The 16,583-nt window shown below is 64.9% G+C and carries 16 protein-coding genes; 8 read left to right on the forward strand and 8 right to left on the reverse strand.

What is annotated here, in order from left to right:
• Positions 1-44: 44 nt before the first annotated feature.
• Genes metG through mazG form a run of 5 tightly spaced genes read left to right on the forward strand, consistent with a single transcriptional unit; the run spans position 45 to position 4,173 of the window.
• Positions 45-1,604, forward strand: coding sequence for a methionine--tRNA ligase (gene metG / locus HWN72_RS07695; RefSeq protein WP_036524786.1), 1,560 nt, complete (start codon positions 45-47; stop codon positions 1,602-1,604).
• A complete protein-coding gene (locus HWN72_RS07700) occupies positions 1,604-2,383 on the forward strand; it encodes a TatD family hydrolase (protein ID WP_036524784.1) in 780 nt (259 codons plus the stop codon). The genes metG and HWN72_RS07700 overlap by 1 nt, the downstream gene beginning before the upstream one ends.
• Positions 2,380-3,162: an MBL fold metallo-hydrolase gene (locus HWN72_RS07705; protein WP_211150008.1), complete on the forward strand. Its 783-nt coding sequence runs from the start codon at positions 2,380-2,382 to the stop codon at positions 3,160-3,162. Before HWN72_RS07700 ends, HWN72_RS07705 begins: the two co-directional genes overlap by 4 nt.
• Positions 3,159-3,341, forward strand: a complete 183-nt coding sequence (locus HWN72_RS07710) for a hypothetical protein (RefSeq protein ID WP_211150009.1) — start codon at positions 3,159-3,161, stop codon at positions 3,339-3,341. The genes HWN72_RS07705 and HWN72_RS07710 overlap by 4 nt, the downstream gene beginning before the upstream one ends.
• Positions 3,342-3,399: 58 nt before the next feature.
• Entirely contained in the window at positions 3,400-4,173 is a 774-nt protein-coding gene (mazG, locus tag HWN72_RS07715) for a nucleoside triphosphate pyrophosphohydrolase (RefSeq protein ID WP_008828544.1), read from the forward strand.
• Between the two features lie 39 nt (positions 4,174-4,212).
• Here mazG and hflX read toward each other — a convergent pair whose 3' ends face one another.
• The 7 genes from hflX to dusB form a co-directional block, all read right to left on the reverse strand.
• Positions 4,213-5,607 carry a GTPase HflX gene (gene hflX / locus HWN72_RS07720; RefSeq protein WP_008828545.1) on the reverse strand — a complete coding sequence of 465 codons (1,395 nt, stop codon included), beginning with the start codon at positions 5,605-5,607 and terminating at the stop codon, positions 4,213-4,215.
• A 16-nt stretch (positions 5,608-5,623) separates the two neighbouring features.
• The gene (gene hfq, locus HWN72_RS07725) at positions 5,624-6,220 is read right to left on the reverse strand and encodes an RNA chaperone Hfq (RefSeq protein WP_008828546.1); all 597 of its coding nucleotides are present in this window, start codon (positions 6,218-6,220) and stop codon (positions 5,624-5,626) included.
• A 144-nt stretch (positions 6,221-6,364) separates the two neighbouring features.
• Positions 6,365-7,762 carry a sigma-54 dependent transcriptional regulator gene (locus HWN72_RS07730; RefSeq protein WP_008828547.1) on the reverse strand — a complete coding sequence of 466 codons (1,398 nt, stop codon included), beginning with the start codon at positions 7,760-7,762 and terminating at the stop codon, positions 6,365-6,367.
• 30 nt (positions 7,763-7,792) lie between these two features.
• The gene (locus HWN72_RS07735; protein WP_008828548.1) at positions 7,793-9,988 is read right to left on the reverse strand and encodes a HAMP domain-containing histidine kinase; all 2,196 of its coding nucleotides are present in this window, start codon (positions 9,986-9,988) and stop codon (positions 7,793-7,795) included.
• 111 nt (positions 9,989-10,099) lie between these two features.
• The gene (locus tag HWN72_RS07740; RefSeq protein WP_008828549.1) at positions 10,100-11,527 is read right to left on the reverse strand and encodes a sigma-54 dependent transcriptional regulator; all 1,428 of its coding nucleotides are present in this window, start codon (positions 11,525-11,527) and stop codon (positions 10,100-10,102) included.
• On the reverse strand, positions 11,524-12,642 hold the full coding sequence (locus HWN72_RS07745; protein ID WP_008828550.1) for a nitrogen regulation protein NR(II): 1,119 nt from the start codon (positions 12,640-12,642) through the stop codon (positions 11,524-11,526). Before HWN72_RS07745 ends, HWN72_RS07740 begins: the two co-directional genes overlap by 4 nt.
• Positions 12,639-13,670: a tRNA dihydrouridine synthase DusB gene (gene dusB, locus HWN72_RS07750; protein ID WP_008828551.1), complete on the reverse strand. Its 1,032-nt coding sequence runs from the start codon at positions 13,668-13,670 to the stop codon at positions 12,639-12,641. Before dusB ends, HWN72_RS07745 begins: the two co-directional genes overlap by 4 nt.
• An 80-nt stretch (positions 13,671-13,750) precedes the next feature.
• Here dusB and HWN72_RS07755 point away from each other — a divergent pair, with 80 nt between their 5' ends.
• Genes HWN72_RS07755 through HWN72_RS07765 form a run of 3 tightly spaced genes read left to right on the forward strand, consistent with a single transcriptional unit; the run spans position 13,751 to position 16,005 of the window.
• The gene (locus HWN72_RS07755) at positions 13,751-14,929 is read left to right on the forward strand and encodes a bifunctional 2-C-methyl-D-erythritol 4-phosphate cytidylyltransferase/2-C-methyl-D-erythritol 2,4-cyclodiphosphate synthase (protein ID WP_008828552.1); all 1,179 of its coding nucleotides are present in this window, start codon (positions 13,751-13,753) and stop codon (positions 14,927-14,929) included.
• A 27-nt stretch (positions 14,930-14,956) separates the two neighbouring features.
• Positions 14,957-15,502: a hypothetical protein gene (locus HWN72_RS07760; RefSeq protein WP_008828553.1), complete on the forward strand. Its 546-nt coding sequence runs from the start codon at positions 14,957-14,959 to the stop codon at positions 15,500-15,502.
• Between the two features lie 2 nt (positions 15,503-15,504).
• On the forward strand, positions 15,505-16,005 hold the full coding sequence (locus HWN72_RS07765) for a CinA family protein (RefSeq protein ID WP_008828554.1): 501 nt from the start codon (positions 15,505-15,507) through the stop codon (positions 16,003-16,005).
• Positions 16,006-16,133: 128 nt separating this feature from the next.
• Here HWN72_RS07765 and HWN72_RS07770 read toward each other — a convergent pair whose 3' ends face one another.
• Positions 16,134-16,580, reverse strand: a complete 447-nt coding sequence (locus tag HWN72_RS07770) for a type II toxin-antitoxin system RatA family toxin (protein ID WP_008828555.1) — start codon at positions 16,578-16,580, stop codon at positions 16,134-16,136.
• Positions 16,581-16,583: the final 3 nt, after the last annotated feature.

Here is a 16,583-nt window from a genome sequence, read left to right on the forward strand (position 1 = left end):
TGAAGATCGATCTGTAAACTCCAGTCAGGAAAGCGCGACGCCGCATGGGCGAGCCCTATTACATCACCACCGCCATCAGCTACCCCAACGGGCGGCCCCACATCGGCCATGCTTACGAGGCCATCGCCGCCGATGTGATCGCCCGTTTCAAGAAGGCGGAAGGCTTCGACGTCCGGTTCCAGACCGGCACGGACGAACACGGCCTGAAGATGGCCCAGAAGGCGCGCGACCTCGACACCACGCCGGCGGCGCTCGCGGATGAAATGTCGTCCTACTTCAAGGAGATGTGCGACGCTCTGAACATCGGTTACGATGTCTTCATCCGCACCACCGAACCGCGCCATCACGCCGCGACGCAGGAACTGTGGCGCCGCATGGAAGCGAATGGCGACCTTTATCTCGACCGCTACGAAGGCTGGTATTCGGTACGCGACGAGGCGTATTACGACGAAAGCGAACTGCAGGCGGGTGAGGATGGCGGCAAGCTGTCTCCGCAAGGTACGCCGGTGGAATGGACCGTCGAGGAATCGTGGTTCTTCCGCTTGTCCAAATATCAGGACAAGCTGCTGGAACTCTATGCCGCAGGCGAGTTCATCCGCCCGGAAAACCGCCGCAACGAAATCCAGCGCTTCGTCGAAGGCGGGCTTCGCGACTTGTCGGTCTCTCGCACCAGCTTCGACTGGGGCATCAAGGTTCCGGGCAGCGACAACCATGTGATGTACGTCTGGGTCGATGCCCTGACGAACTACATCACCGGCCTCGGCTTCCCCGAGGAAGAGGGCGATTTCGCGAAGTTCTGGCCCGCCGATGTCCACCTCATCGGCAAGGACATCGTCCGCTTCCACACCGTCTACTGGCCTGCCTTCCTGATGAGCGCCGGCCTGGAATTGCCCAGGCAGGTCTTCGGCCACGGCTTCCTGCTTAATCGCGGCCAGAAGGAATCGAAGTCACTCGGCAACGTCACCGACCCGATCGGTCTGGCCGAGACGTACGGCGTCGATACCCTGCGCTACTTCTTCCTGCGCGAAGTCGCCTTCGGGCAGGACGGTTCGTGGTCGCACGAAGCCATCGTGACGCGTGCCAACGCCGAACTCGCCAACAGCTTCGGCAATCTAGCCCAGCGCAGCCTGTCCATGATTTTCAAGAACATGGATGGTGAACTGAAAGCTGGACTTGAAGAAAGCGAAGCCGACACCGCGCTGTTCGCAGCCGTGGCTGAGGCCGTCTCCGGACTGCGCTCGGCGTTCGACGCGCTAGATTTCAGCACCGGCCTTGAAGCCTGGATGCGCGGCGTCTTCGCCTGCAACCAGTACGTAGATGAACAGGCCCCATGGGCGCTGCGCAAGAGCGACCCCGCTCGCATGGAAGCCGTATTGATGACGCTTTTCCGCGTCGTACGCGATCTCGCCATCGCCGTTCGTCCTGTCGTGCCGACCGCGATCGACGCCTTGCTCGACCAGATGGGACAGACGATCGACGCGCGTGACTACGCCGCGCTTGCCGATACCGGCTGGTTCGACGCACTCGCCGGTTCGGGCTTCAAGGTCGACAAGCCGCAAGGCGTATTCCCGCGACTGGAACTGCCCGAGGAAGCCGCAGCCTGATGCTGATCGATTCCCACTGCCATCTCGAATACGAAGGTCTGGTCGAGGATCAGCAGGCCGTGCTCGCACGCGCCCGCGATGCCGGGATCAAGGGCTTTCTCAACATCTCGACCCGGCAGCGAGAATGGGACCGCGTGGTCGCCACCGCCGCACGCGAACCCGACGTCTGGGCCTCGGTCGGCATCCACCCGCACGAAGCGGACCAGCATGCCGATCTGGGCGAGGGCGCCCTGCTCGAAGCCGCAGCCCATCCGCGCGTGATCGGCATCGGCGAGACCGGTCTGGATTATTATTACGACAAGTCCGACCGCGAGGTTCAACAGGCGCTTTTCCGCACGCACATCGCCGTTTCCCGCGAGACCGGCCTACCCATCATTATCCACACCCGGGATGCAGAAGACGACACCGCGCGCATTCTCACCGAGGAGATGGGGAAGGGCGCCTTCCCGGCGCTGATCCACTGCTTCACCGCCAGCGCCGACTTCGGCCGCAAGGTTCTCGAACTCGGGCTGACGATCAGCATTTCAGGCATCGTGACATTCAAGAATGCGAAGGACTTGCAGGAGGTCGTGAAGACCATTCCTGAAGATCGCCTGCTGATCGAAACCGACTCGCCGTTCCTGGCTCCGATCCCGCATCGCGGCCGCAAGTGCGAACCAGCCTTTACCGCCGATACGGCCGCTTTCGTCGCGAACCTGCGGGGAACGACCGTGACGCAACTCGGCGAGGCCACGACACGCAACTTCTTCGCGCTGTTCTCCAAGGCGCAGTACGCGTGAAGGTCACGGTCCTCGGCAGCGGCACATCGACCGGAGTGCCCCGGCTCGGCGGCGAGAACGGCGGCGCCGACTGGGGACTGTGCGATCCGGATGAGCCGCGCAACCGTCGCACACGGGTGTCGATCCTGCTCGAAAGCGACGCCGGTGCCCGTATCCTCGTCGACACTTCGACCGACTTGCGCGCACAACTGCTTGCCAACGACATCCATCGCATCGATGCGGTGTTCTGGACGCACGACCACGCCGACCATTGCCATGGTATCGATGACCTGCGCCCGCTGCGCTACGGCCGCGCCGGACCGATCCCGGGTTATGCGGACTCCGAAACCGTGCGGCGGTTGCGGCAGCGGTTCGGCTACGTCTTTGCCGGACAGCACGGCTACCCAACGCTGATTTCTCTGGAGAATCTCGATACCCTGCGGCTGTGCGAAGGCTTTCGCATAGGCCATACGCAGATGCCTCATGGCGGGATGGATTCGACCGGATTCCTGTTCGATGCCGATGGAAAATCAGTCGGTTATGCCACGGACTTCAACCAGATTACGCGTAGCATGATCGATCTGTTCTATGGCTGCGACCTGCTGATCGTCGATTGCCTGCGCCGTGAACCGCACCCCACGCATGCCCATCTGGCGATGTCGCTGGAACTGGCTGAAGTCTGCCGGGTGGGAACGGCCGTGCTGACGCATCTCGACAAGAGCATGGACTATGCCACACTGAGCGCTTCGGTGCCTGCGAACGTGCAGGTCGCTTATGATGGACTGGTGCTTACGCCGTGAACACGACAGCCATGATCGTCTCGATGATCTCCATCGTCGGTTGCCTGGTCCTGGCGCTGCGCAATCCTCAAATCCGTGGACTTGGCGGCGGACAGGCACTGCGTCTTGCGGCTATCTGGGCCGCGATCATCATCGCGCTCGTGGTCGTCATCCAGTGGTCCGGCTTGAAGATCGGCTGATGACCAGCCTCCGATCAGCCATCCGTTATTTTACATAATCATCATTATCAACTCAGGCATGACCCAGATCCGACACCAACAGATCGACCGCCTCCTGACCATCATGGCCCGCCTGCGCGATCCGCAGGACGGTTGTGAATGGGACAAGGAGCAGACTTTCGCAACGATCGCTCCTTACACGATCGAGGAAGCCTACGAAGTCGCCGAAGCCATCGCGCATGACGATTTGCCGTCCTTGCGCGAGGAACTCGGCGACCTGTTGCTGCAGGTGGTCTTCCATGCCCGTATGGCGGAAGAACTTGGGCATTTCGCGTTCGGCGATGTCGCTGCCGCCATTTCCGACAAGCTCGAGGCGCGGCATCCTCATATCTTCGGCGATGACGCGACCGGAGATGCCCAAACCGATCGCTGGGAAAAACTGAAGGCCAAGGAACGTGCCGCCAAGGGCGCGACCAGTGCCATCGACGGAGTGGCGCTGTCGCTCCCGGCATTGATGCGGGCGGAGAAACTGCAGAAGCGCGCGGCTCGCGTCGGTTTCGACTGGCCCGATCCGAGCGGAGCGGCTGACAAGGTCCGCGAGGAAATGCAGGAACTGGCCGAAGCATCCGCTGCCGAGCGACTGGAAGAAGCAGGCGACCTGCTTTTCGCGGCAGTCAATCTGGTAAGGCTGAACGGCATAGCGCCTGAAGACGCGCTGCGGGCAGCGAACGTAAAGTTCGAGCGCCGGTTCCGCGCCATGGAAGCGCTGTCAGCCGAGGACAATCGCGACTTCGCAACGCTTTCTCTGGAGGAACAGGAAGCGTACTGGCAGGCCGTCAAACGCAGCGAATAAGCTGCACACGACGGCCGCACAATACCACCATGGCAGCGCTCAGAGCGCCTTGAAGCGCCCGAACTCTCGCTCTGAAAGGCGCACCTCCAGCCTCATCTGCGGCCCCTGCTCGCCTTCTCCGGCATCCTCTTCGGACACGACTTCGCCGCGCGCGTGGAGAAATGCGAAGCGCTGGCCGTCAGCGACCGGCAGCACGAAGCTGTAGATCCTGGAATCCCGCGTCAGGTTGCGACTGGCGATGTCGAGCAGCGCGTCGCAGCCCTCTCCGGTCAGCGCCGAGACGGGAACGATGACCTCCCCTTCCCGGTGCATGGCCACCTCGCGGAGTTCATGCGCCTGGTCCGGGTCCAGCAGATCCCACTTGTTCCAGACCTCGATGATCGGCACCTGCGGCTCGGGCTCGTCATCCGGCTCGTCGTCCGACCAGTCGAGCGCGGGAGCCTGGCGCGCCTTGCGATCGTCGAGCGGGGGCTGGATCACGCCGAGATCAGCCAGGACATCGAGGACCTGACGCTTCTGCGCCTCGGTGTCCGGGTTGGCGATGTCGCGAACGTGAAGAATCACGTCGGCGGCGGTCACTTCCTCAAGCGTCGCACGGAAGGCGGCAATCAGTTCGGTGGGCAAGTCCGAGATGAAACCCACCGTGTCCGACAGAATCGCCTTTTCGAGACCCGGCATGCGGATTGCCCGCATCGTCGGGTCGAGCGTCGCGAACAGCAGGTTTTCCGCCATGACGCTGGCACCGGTGAGCCGATTGAACAGCGTCGATTTGCCGGCGTTGGTATAGCCGACGAGCGCGACCACCGGCCACGGCGCCTTCTCGCGGCGGTCGCGATGGAGGCCGCGGGTGCGGCGTACCTGCTCGAGTTCGCGGCGGATCTTGGCCATGCGGTCGCGGATCATGCGGCGGTCGGCCTCGATCTGCGTCTCGCCGGGGCCGCCGAGGAAGCCGAAGCCGCCGCGCTGGCGCTCGAGGTGAGTCCAACTGCGGACAAGGCGCCCCGCCTGGTAATCGAGGTGCGCCAGTTCCACCTGCAGGCGGCCTTCCGCCGTCGCTGCCCGCTCGCCGAAGATTTCGAGGATGAGCCCGGTGCGATCGATGACCTTGCGCTTGAGCTTCTCTTCCAGGTTGCGCTGCTGGATCGCCGACAGCGAACCGTCGACGATGATGAGTTCGGCCTCGTTCAGTGTGCAGGCCGTGGAAATATTCTGGATCTGGCCTTCGCCGAACAGCGTGCCCGGGCGCGCTTCGCGAATGACGATCGCCATCGCCTCGACCACTTCGAGGCCGATCGCGAGCGCAAGCCCCCTCGCCTCCTCAAGACGAGCTTCGGGGTCGAGATCGTTCCTCTCACCCCTTGGCCCACGCATTTGCGGATATACGACGAGGGCACGCGCACCGCGCGTGACCTCCCCCTTCAGTTCATCGTTCAATTTTGTTCAGCTTCTCTCAGTCGTCGGCTTCTTCATGCGCCTGAAGGTCGACCGGAGTCACGGGCTGAATCGTCGAAACCGCATGCTTGTACGCTAACTGCACATAGCCTTCGCGCTCGAGCAGCATGCAGAACAGGTCGTAAGCGGCGACGCGGCCCTGAAGCATAACGCCGTTGATCAGGAACATCGTCACCTGCACGCCGGCATTGCGGATGCTGGAAAGGAAGACGTCCTGCAGTACGCGCTGCTTCTTCGCGTTCTCCGGACCATTGCCGAACTGGCGGGCGTCCACCGGGGTCGAAGGCATGATCGTCGAGATCGCGTGCTTGTAGACGAGCTGCGACTGACCGTCACGGCGCAACAGGATCGAGAAATTGTCGAACCAGGTAACGATGCCCTGCAGCTTCACGCCCTTGACGAGGAACATGGTAACCGGGGTCTTGTTCTTGCGCAGCAGGTTCAGGAACTGGTCCTGCAGGTTCTGTCCACCCTTGCCCGTGGATGCCGGGGGGGCAACAGGCGCGGCAGCGGCAACTGCGGCGGCCGGTGCGGCTTCTTCAACCTCGGGCTCCGTCGTCGCTTTAGGGCGCGCGGAAAGGGTACGACCAGCCATGTGTATGCTCCTTTTTTTTGGCGGCCGCCCATGCGGTCCGCGATCTGGTCCCGCTGTTAGCGCGGGCCGTTCTCGAATCGGAAACTACCCATTTGCTGCAATGCAGTAAACGGGGTTTTTGTAGCAGAAATGTTACACCGAAATTCAGATCGTTTCGTCGAGGTCGGTTTCGTCCTCGCGCCGCTCCGACATGCCGAGCAACTTGAGCTTGCGATGCAGTGCCGAGCGTTCCATCCCGATGAAAGCGGCGGTCTTCGAGATATTGCCGGAAAACCGCCGGATCTGGACGCGCAGGTACTCACGCTCGAAACTCTCGCGGGCCTCGCGCAGCGGGGCGCTCATCATCACGGTGACGCCGGTATCGGCCCCTCCCCGGCTGTTGAAGATTTCCGGCGGGAGCATGTCCGCCTCGATCTTCGCGAGTTTCTCGCGCGGGGCCATGATGACGGTGCGCTCCACGACATTGCGCAGCTGACGGACGTTACCGGGCCATTCGTAGGCCTGGAGCGCGGTCATCGCCTCGCCGCTCACCTGCGGCGGGGTGACACCCTGCTCGTTGGCATAGCGGGCGAAGAAGTGGTCGATCAGCGCCGGAATGTCGTCGCGGCGCTCGCGCAGTGCCGGGATCGCGATCGGCACGACATTGAGTCGGTAAAACAGGTCCTCGCGGAAGCGGCGCTCGGCGATTTCCTTTTCCAAGTCGCGCGAGGTGGAGGAAACCACGCGGACATCTACGCGGATCTGGCGGGTGCCGCCGACACGCACGAAAGCCTGATCCGTAAGCACGCGCAGGATTCGCGCCTGGGTCGAGAGCGGCATGTCCGCCACTTCATCGAAGTAGAGGGTGCCGCCGTCGGCGCTTTCAAGCAGGCCGGAACGGATCAGGGTACCGTCGGCCTCCTCGCCGAACAGCTCCTGCTCGAAGCGTTCAGGCGTGATCCGGGCGGAATTGACGCTGACGAAGGCATTGCCGGCGCGCGGGCTCCAGGCGTGGAGCAGCCGTGCGGCCACTTCCTTGCCCGACCCGGCAGGCCCGGTGATGAGTAGGCGGCTGCCGGTGTTGGCGACGCGCTTGAGCGTCGCGCGGACCTGGTTGATGATTCCGCTGGAGCCGGTGAACTCCTCGCCCATGGACACGCCCTGGCGCAGCTGCGCATTCTCGCGGCGCAGGCGCTCCGTCTCGGTCGCGCGGGCGACGAGATGCAGCAGCTTTTCCGCCTCGAATGGCTTCTCGATGAAGTCCACGGCGCCGCGGCTGATGGCGGCGACGGCGGTGTCGATGTTGCCGTGGCCGGAGAAGATGATGACCGGCAGTTCCGGCTCGCGCGCCTTGATCGCGTCGAGGATTTCCAGCCCGTCCATCGGGCTGCCGTGCAGCCATACGTCGAGCAGCACCAGCGACGGACGGCGGGCATCGACCGCCGCAAGAGCAGCATCGCTGTCGCCCGCGGTGCGGCATTCGTAGCCTTCGTCGCTCAGCACGCCGGCGACCAGTTCGCGGATGTCGCGTTCGTCGTCGACGATCAGGATATCAAGTGCCATGGGCCATCTTCTTCGTGCTGGAAAAACGGGTCATTGCGCGGCCTCCGGCTTGCGTGCGGGTGCCGAACTGGTTGCTTCCTGGGCCGGCGGGTCATGCGCGAAACGCATGGTCACCGTGGTGCCCCCCCCCTGCGCGGCGGTGAAGGTCATTTCGCCGCCGTGCTCTTCGATGATCTTATTGACGATCGCGAGCCCGAGGCCCGTGCCCTTCTCACGCGTCGTCACGTAAGGCTCGATCAGGCGCTCCTTGTCCTGCGAGAGCCCGATGCCGTTGTCGGTAACGCGCACGACGACCGAATCGTCCTGATCGGCCACCTCGACGCTGATCGCACCGCGATAGTCTTCGCCCGCATCTTTAGACTTTACTTCAATGGCTTCTACGGCATTCTTGAGAACGTTAGTCATCGCCTGTCCGAACTGATGGCGATCGCAGTCGATGACGCGGATGTCGCGCCCGGCCGAGAAGCGGAAGTCGATGTCGGGCCTCGCCACCTCCTGCAGGAACAGCGCCTGCCGCGTCAGCGCTACCGGGTCCTCGGTGCGGAACACCGGCTTGGGCAGGCGGGCGAAGGAGGAGAACTCGTCCACCATCTTGCGCAGTTCCCCGACCTGCCGGATGATTGTGCGGGTCAGGTCCTCGAACAGTTCCGGGTTATCGGTGATCTGCTTGCGATAGCGGCGGCTGAGGCGCTCGGTTGCCAGCTGGATCGGAGTGAGCGGATTCTTGATCTCGTGCGCGATGCGCCGCGCCACGTCCGACCATGCCGCCGTGCGCTGGTCGAGGAGCTGGCGGGTGATATCCTCGAAGGTGATGACGTGGCCGGTGGCGTCGCGGCTGGTTTTGACCGCCAGTGTCAGGAGGTCGCCGCCGCGATTGTACTGGACGATGCCGCTGGTCGTCCCCTGCTCCACCAACGCCGCGATCGAGGGTGCCAGTTCCGCAATGGGCATGCCTTCCGGCACATCCTGCGCCCTGTTGGTCAGGAGCATCTGCGCGGTCGAGTTCATCAGCAGGATACGTCCGCCCTCATCGAGCGAGATGATGCCCGAGGTGACCGATTCCAGCACCGCCTCGATGAAGACGCTGCGCTCGTGGAGCTGGCTGTTGGCGCCGAGCAACGCCTGAGTCTGCTTGTCGATCTGCGCGGTCATGCGGTTGAACGCACGGTTCAGCAGGCCGATTTCGTCTGCGCCGGTCCGTCCCTCGATCCGCAGCGCGTAGTTGCCCGCACCCACTCGGCGCGCGGCATCCACGAGTTGGTAGAGCGGCTCCACTTGCCGGTCGGCGAAACGCAGCGCGAACCATACCGACAGGCCAACGAGAGCGAGCGAGGCCACGAAAAGGGCCACGTTGAAACGCAGCTGCAGCACGCGCGCCTGGCTGGTGAGCGCCTCGTAGGCCAGCACGATGTTCTCGGCCCGCTCGCCCTGGCTGAGCGAAAGCAGGTCCGAACTGCGCACGACAAGAAGATAGACACCCGACGACCGCTCGATGGGCGCGGCCGCGACGATGCGGTTGTCCTTCGCGCTGACGACGTAGGGCTCGCCCTTGTCGAGCCGTTCGAGGCCATCCTTGCTGATGCGATTGTTTTCGGCAACGCCGTCCGGATCGACGATGATCGGCGTGCGCTGTTCCCCGCTTGCGTCGATCTGGATGATCGCCGCGCCGCTCAAGTTGCGGCGAATGACGTGGAACGAGAGGAACGCCTGGAACTCCCGGCTCGCGACGGGGCTGCGGCTCAGTTCCGCGCGCGAGTCGGTGGCCATCGCCACGGATTCGTAGCCGACGTCGCGAAGCGTCTGGTCGTAGTAGCCGCGCGCCAGCTTGTTGGCATTCTCCAGCAGTCCGCGCGAACTGTCGGAGAACCAGAATTCCACGCCCGACTGGAACAGCCAGGACGCGAAGACCACGACCAGCAAAGTCGGGATCGCGGCGATCAGCGAGAAGATGAACACCAGGCGCACGTGCATCTGGCCGGTGCCGCCGGTCGCGTGCTCGGCTGCACGACGCAGGGCCATCCGCCTGCCGAGCAGGACGAGGATCGCCATCGCGGGCACCAGCGTGCCCACCAGCAGGCTGGCGGTCAGGTTCGAGGGAAGCAGTTCGCGGCGGTCTCCGCCACTGTTGATGGCGAGCCAAGTGGTGACCGTCATCGTCAGGAAGGCGACCACCGACAGCACTTCCATGACCGCGAAGAAGTTCGCCCGGCGCGCAGCGACCTGCATTCGCCGCCACCATCGGGGCCAGGCACGCTTCTGGACGGAAACTTCACTCATCGTTGCGCTGTTACAACAGGACTGTGACCCCGCTGCAAGAGTAAATCCACGAAGGCCCTTCTAGGGACGACGAGCGAATTCCTCGGGATCGAGCGCCAATTCGCCCAGGCGCTTGCGCAAGGTGTTGCGATTAATCCCCAGCGCTTGCGCCGCACGCAACTGATTGCCTGCAGTCTCGCGCAGGACCTCGGCGAACAGCGGCCGCTCGAAAGCGGCCATCGCGCTGTTGTAGATCGAGCCGCTTGGCGGACGATTGACCGCGAGCCATTCCGACACCGCAGTCGCGATATCGACCGCCCTCGGCGCGCCGCCATCCTCGGCGGGCGGGGGCGCCTCCTGTGTCAGCAGCGGCAGGACCGCCTCGGCGTCGATCACGTCCTCGCGCGCCAGCAGGGCAAGGCGATAGATGAAGTTCTTGAGTTCGCGCACGTTGCCGCGCCAGGGCTGGCGGCTGAGCAGGTCGGCGGCTTCCTTCGTCAACTGGCGACGCGGTAGCCCCTCGTTGGCGGCGTGCTGCAGGAAATGGCGCGCCAAGACGTCGATGTCGTCGCGCCGGTCGCGCAGCGGCGGCATGTGGATCGGCACCACGTTGAGCCGGTAATACAAGTCCTCACGGAAGCGCCCGGCGGCGATTTCGGGCTCGAGGTCCTTGTTGGTCGCGGCGACGATGCGGGTGTCGAGGCGGATTTCCTCGCGCCCGCCGACCCGCCGTACGGTGCCCGACTGAAGCGCGCGCAGCAGGCGGGTCTGCGCCTGCATCGGCATGTCGCCGATTTCGTCGAGGAACAACGTGCCGCCCGCTGCCTGCTCGAACTTGCCGACGTGACGCGCGACGGCGCCGGTGAAAGCGCCCTTCTCATGCCCGAACAGTTCGCTCTCGATCAGTTCGGCGGGGATCGCGGCGGTGTTGACGGCGATGAACGGGCCTTCGCGGCGATTGCCGAGCTGATGGATCGCCTCGGCCACAAGTTCCTTGCCGGTGCCGGATTCGCCCAGGATCAGCACCGTCAGGTCGTTACGCAGGACACGGGTGATCATGCGGAACACCGATTGCATCGCGGCGCTGCGGCCGACCAGAGGCAGACCGTCCGCGACCGGCTCCTCGCCGTCCGCGGCAAGACCCTGCGCCGTGCCGGCTGCCTGGCGCACGGTGCGCGCCAGTTCGTCGATGTCGAACGGCTTGGGGAAATACTCGAAGGCGCCGGTATCGGTGGCGCGCACGGCGGTATCGAGCGTGTTCTGGGCCGAGAGAATGACGATCGGCATGTGCGGATGCAGCGCGCGGACCCGCTCGATCGTCTCGATCCCGTCACCGTCCGGAAGCATCACGTCGGTGACGAGCGCCGCGAACCCGCGATCCGCCAGCATCCGGTCACGCTCGGCGATGGTGACGCAGTGCGAAACGCCGAACCCTTCCGCTTCGAGCGCGGCGGTGATGACGATGGCGATGGACATGTCGTCCTCGACCAGCAGCACGTTCTGCGTCATGCCGTCTTTCTCCGGGGGCGATTGCGCGTCTCGCGGGCGAGCGGCAGGTGAATGCGGAAGTGGGTCAGCCCATTCTCGTCGTCGCGGTCGTGGGTGATGCGACCGTTCATGTCGCGCACCAGCTTGCGGACCAGCGGCAGGCCGAGGCCCTGCCCCGACTTCTTGGTGGTGACGAACGGTTCGAAGATATGATCGCGCATGGCCGGATCGATGCCGGGGCCGTTGTCGCTGACGCGAACCTCGATCGGCAGGCGCAGCGGGGCACCGTCATCGCCGGTGTGAAGCTGCAGGCCGCTGGCGAAGCGGGTCCGGATGATCACGCGCGGCTCGGCGACGTGCTTGCAGGCATCGGCGGCGTTGGAGAGCAGGTTCATCATCACCTGCACCAGCCCGTCGGGACTGCCGAGCACCGATGGCAGCGAGGGATCGAACTCCTCGACGAGCCGGAACGCCGGCTTCTCCGCCTTGGCCGCGTTCAGCACGTCGATGGCGCGGCGGGCTGCCTCGTGGAGATTGCAGGGCTCCACCGGCGGCGTCGTGCGGCCGCTCAGCTTCTGCATCCGCTCGATAAGCCCCGCGACGCGGTCGACCTCGCCGGTAATGAGGTCCGTTAGCGCCTTGTCCCGTTCGTCGACCTTGCGCGCGAGAAGCTGCGCCGCGCCGCGAATGCCGGCGAGCGGGTTCTTGATCTCATGCGCCATGATCTCGGGACCGCGCAGGACCGCGTTGTCAGGGCCGCCGGAGTCGTCGCCAAGCGCCTCGGACGCGGAATTGTCGTGGAGCGACACGACCTGCCAGCCGGGACTGTCCGCGACCGGGCCGACGTTGATGTCGATCCGCCGCGCGCCCTTGCCCTTGATCTGCACCACGATTTCGCGCGCGGAGACCGGCGCCTCGGAATCCGATAGCCGATCCAGCAGGCGGCGGTCGGAGATCGACATGATGTCGCGCAGCCGCGTCCCGACGAGGCGCCGGGCCGACTGCCCGAAGAACTGCTCCGCCGCCGGGTTGAGCCAGGCGATCGTCCGTCCGTTCTCCAGCAGCAGCACGGCATGCGGCAGGCTCGCCAGCAGCCGCTGCGCGTCAGGCAGATCGGTCCGGGTGTCCAGGCTCATGCGGCGCGGAGCTGACTGTCGTCGGTGCCGCGGTAGGGAGCATAGAACTCATCGATTTCACGAAGGACTTCAGCAGGATCGGCGATGAAGTTCAGTTTGTTCCTGAACTCGGCCGAGCCGCGCACGCCCTTGATGTACCAGCCAAGGTGCTTGCGAGCCATCCGGACGCCGGTGTCCGCGCCGTAGTGGTCGAGCATGTCCTCGTAATGGCGACGGATGATGTCGTACTGCCCGGCGATGTCGGGATCGGCCGAGACCGCCTCGCCGCGCCACCATTGCATGACTTGCGAGAGAAACCAGGGACGTCCGTAAGAACCGCGCCCGATCATCAGACCGTCCGCGCCAGACTGTTCCAGCGCCTGCGCGGCATCGTGCACGGTGCAGATGTCGCCGTTGACGATGACCGGGATCGACACCGCGTCCTTGACCTTGCGGACGAAGGCCCAGTCGGCCTCGCCCTTGTACATCTGGTTGCGGGTGCGGCCGTGGACGGTGATCATCTTCGCGCCCAGATCCTCGGCGATCCGCGCGAGTTCGGGGGCGTTGAGGCTGTCATGGCACCAGCCCATACGCATCTTGACGGTGACCGGAACCTTCACCGCCTTGACGGTCGCCTCGATCAGCTTGGTCGCCAGCGGCACCTGCCGCATCAGCGCCGAGCCCGCGTCACCGTTGACGACCTTGCGCACCGGGCAGCCCATGTTGATGTCGATGATGGCGGCGCCGCGGTCCTCGACCAGCTTGGCGGCCTCGCCCATCTGTTCGGGGTCGCAGCCGACCAGCTGCATCGAGACCGGGTCCTCGACCTTGTCCCACATCGCCTTCTGCAGCGACACGCGCGTCTCACGGATCGCAGCGGGGCTGGCGATCATCTCGGTGACGTTGAGGCCCGACCCGAAGGCGCGCACCATCCGGCGGAACGGCAGGTCCGAAACCCCCGTCATCGGCGCGAGCACGACCGGGCAGTCGATCGTCACCGGACCGACCTGGATTGGCTTGAGTGCCGGAGGATTGGGCAATTGAGTCATGATGCGTGCAGTGCTGCCTAAAAAACAGGCAGCGCATAGTGGATTGCCCTCAATGCGGCAAGCGATTACCGGCATCGGCAATGTCGCAAATCGTCTCAGAGCCGCAGAATTCGCCCCGTGATCGCACTGGCATTCGTACTGCCGCGCTCGTCGTGGCCGCAGGCAAGGGCCTGCGCGCCGGTCAGCCGGTGCCGAAACAGTTCGCGCGCTGGCGCGGCAAGCCGGTCGTGCGACACTCGGTCGAGGCGCTGGCGGCAGCGGGATGCGCGCCGATTCTAGTGGTCATTCCCGATGGCGCGCAAGCCGTCGCCCGTGAAGCACTGGCGGGAATTGCGGGCGTGCAGTTCACCACGGGCGGCGCGACGCGGCAGGAATCGGTGCGTCTCGGGCTGGAAGTTCTTGCAGGCGCCGAGCCCGACCGCGTCCTGATCCACGACGCGGCCCGCCCGCTGCTGCCCGCCGAAGTGATCGAACGCCTGCTGATCGCTCTCGACGCATACAAAGGCGCGATACCGGTCCTGCCCGTGGCCGACAGCCTGACTCATGCGGCGGGCGATCTCATGGGCGCCCCTGCCCGGCGCGAGGACTTGCGTCGGGTCCAGACGCCCCAGGCCTTCCACTTCGCCGAAGTGCTCGCCGCACACCGGGACTGGGACGGCCCCACCAATGCCGGAGACGATGCGCAAGTCGCGCAGGCATGGGGCATGGACGTGGCACTCGTCGAAGGGGACGAAACCTTGCACAAACTCACCTACGCCGCCGATTTCGGAGCTTCGAAGCCGCTGGTGCGCGTCGGCAGTGGTTACGACGTCCATCGCCTTGAGGAAGGCGAGGAACTGTGGCTCTGCGGCGTGCGGATCGCGCACACGCATGGGCTCTCTGGCCACAGCGACGCCGATGTGGCGATCCACGCGCTCGTTGATGCGATGCTCGGCGCGATCGGCGCAGGGGACATCGGCCAGCACTTTCCGCCCAGCGACCCTCAGTGGAAAGGCGCCGCTTCGGACCGCTTCCTCGCCCACGCGGGCAAACTGGTGGCCGATGAGGGCTACGCCCTCGCCAACGCCGACGTCACCATCATCTGCGAAGCGCCCAAGATCGGACCGCATCGCGAGGCCATGCGCGAACGGCTTGCGGACATACTCGGCGTTGACATCGCCGCGATCAGCGTGAAGGCAACGACGACCGAGAAGCTCGGCTTCACCGGGCGGCGCGAGGGGATCGCGGCGCAGGCGGTGGTCAGTCTGGGTCTGGTATAACTGTTGGGGCGCAAAGGAACTTCCTGCATGCGTGGACTGTCTTCAATCCTTGGCCCGCGAACCCTTGCCCTGGCGCTTGCCATGACGCCCTGCGCTGCGATGGCGGCCGAGCCGATGTGCATCAGCAAGGCCGAGGCGACCTCGCTGATCGCCTATTCCCTGCCGCAGGCGATCAACGGCACCGCGAAGCGCTGCGCCCCCTCCCTGCCGGCCGATGCGTTCCTGCGCACCAAGGGACCGGGCCTCGCCGCCCGCTACGCCGCGCAGAAGGACCGCTACTGGCCCAAGGCCAAGCCCGCGTTGTTGAAGGCCCTCAATACGCAGGGCGGCGGCGGGTCCGCGAACATGATGACCGGCCTTCCCGACGACACGCTGCGCCAGATGGCCGACGTTTTCGTGGAGGGCTTCGTCTCGCAGCGGATCGCGCCCAAGTCCTGCAAGCAGCTCGACCTCGCGATCGACCTGCTCTCGCCCCTCCCGCCCGAGAACACCGCCGGACTGATCGCGCTGAGCATGGATGTGGCCGGCAGCGCCGATCCCAAGCTCGGCAAAGTGACGCTTTGCAAGGACTGACGATGGCCGCGAATCCCTTCTTCCCGGAAGACCTCTATGCGCTCGCCCAAAGGGTGATCGAGGAGAACAAGGCACTCGGCCGCATGGTTTCGGTGGCCGAAAGCTGCACCGGCGGCCTCGTCTGCGCGGCGCTGACCGAGATCCCGGGCTCCTCGGCGGTGCTTGATCGCGGTTTCGTTACCTATTCGAACGAGGCCAAGATGGAGATGCTGGGGGTCCACTCCGACATCATCGATTCGTTCGGCGCGGTCTCTCCCGCGACGGCCTGGGCCATGGCTCAGGGCGCGATCGGCAAGAGCCGGGCGGACGTCGCGGTCGCGATCAGCGGCATCGCCGGGCCGGATGGCGGCAGCGAGATGAAGCCGGTCGGCACCGTGGTCTTCGCCTGCGCCCGGCGCGGCGAGGAAGAGGTCAACGCCGAACAGAAACTGTTGGACGGCACGACCCGGGCGGAAATCCGCCACCAGGCAGCGATCGTGGCGTTGGAACTGCTGCTGCCGTAAGTCACCCGTCGTCCCGGACTTGATCCGGCACCGGCGGTCTTCAGGCTGAAACTCGCGTCAGGGCGCTTCAGCGAGAGCCGGGTCGTTCACGGCCAGCGGTCCCGAAACAAGTCCGGGATGCCGACGGTTCACCCCGCCTGCGCGACACCGTAGAGTTCCGCCGCACGGGTTTCGAAGGCGGCGACCATCTTGCGGAACGCTTTGTCGAAATACTGCCCCGCCAGTTTCTCGAACAGCGGGTTGCGGAAGGTGAACTTCACGTCGAACTCAAGGTCGCACGAAGTCTCGTCGACCGGATGGAAGGTCCAGACGTTGTCGAGATCGCGCATGGGGCCATCGACGTAGTGGACCTTGATGACGCGCGGGCGCTCCTTCTCGACGCGCGAGGTGAACTTTTCGCGCAGAGCCTTGAAGCCGACCAGCATGTCCGCGATCATCTCGCGGCCGTCGTCGGACTTCACCCGCGTCGCGACGACCCAGGGCAGGAATTCCTGATAGCGGCCGACGTCGGCGACGAGGTCGTACATCTGCTCCGCGCTGTAAGGCAGGCGCTTGGTCTCATGAATGCCGGGCATGAG

This window comes from Novosphingobium sp. HR1a (genome assembly GCF_015594425.1).
In the GTDB taxonomy this organism is placed as follows: Bacteria; Pseudomonadota; Alphaproteobacteria; order Sphingomonadales; family Sphingomonadaceae; genus Novosphingobium; species Novosphingobium resinovorum_A.

Bases quoted from the DNA above. Each gene is read 5' to 3' on its own strand.
- HWN72_RS07760 (WP_008828553.1), top strand. From the start codon at position 14,957: ATGCGTGGACTGTCTTCAATCCTTGGCCCGCGAACCCTTGCCCTGGCG.
- dusB (WP_008828551.1), bottom strand. From the start codon at position 13,670: ATGACTCAATTGCCCAATCCTCCGGCACTCAAGCCAATCCAGGTCGGT.
- HWN72_RS07755 (WP_008828552.1), top strand. From the start codon at position 13,751: ATGTCGCAAATCGTCTCAGAGCCGCAGAATTCGCCCCGTGATCGCACT.
- HWN72_RS07745 (WP_008828550.1), bottom strand. From the start codon at position 12,642: ATGAGCCTGGACACCCGGACCGATCTGCCTGACGCGCAGCGGCTGCTG.
- HWN72_RS07770 (WP_008828555.1), bottom strand. From the start codon at position 16,580: ATGCCCGGCATTCATGAGACCAAGCGCCTGCCTTACAGCGCGGAGCAG.
- HWN72_RS07735 (WP_008828548.1), bottom strand. From the start codon at position 9,988: ATGCAGGTCGCTGCGCGCCGGGCGAACTTCTTCGCGGTCATGGAAGTG.
- metG (WP_036524786.1), top strand. From the start codon at position 45: ATGGGCGAGCCCTATTACATCACCACCGCCATCAGCTACCCCAACGGG.
- HWN72_RS07700 (WP_036524784.1), top strand. From the start codon at position 1,604: ATGCTGATCGATTCCCACTGCCATCTCGAATACGAAGGTCTGGTCGAG.
- mazG (WP_008828544.1), top strand. From the start codon at position 3,400: ATGACCCAGATCCGACACCAACAGATCGACCGCCTCCTGACCATCATG.
- HWN72_RS07730 (WP_008828547.1), bottom strand. From the start codon at position 7,762: ATGGCACTTGATATCCTGATCGTCGACGACGAACGCGACATCCGCGAA.
- HWN72_RS07740 (WP_008828549.1), bottom strand. From the start codon at position 11,527: ATGACGCAGAACGTGCTGCTGGTCGAGGACGACATGTCCATCGCCATC.
- hfq (WP_008828546.1), bottom strand. From the start codon at position 6,220: ATGGCTGGTCGTACCCTTTCCGCGCGCCCTAAAGCGACGACGGAGCCC.
- HWN72_RS07765 (WP_008828554.1), top strand. From the start codon at position 15,505: ATGGCCGCGAATCCCTTCTTCCCGGAAGACCTCTATGCGCTCGCCCAA.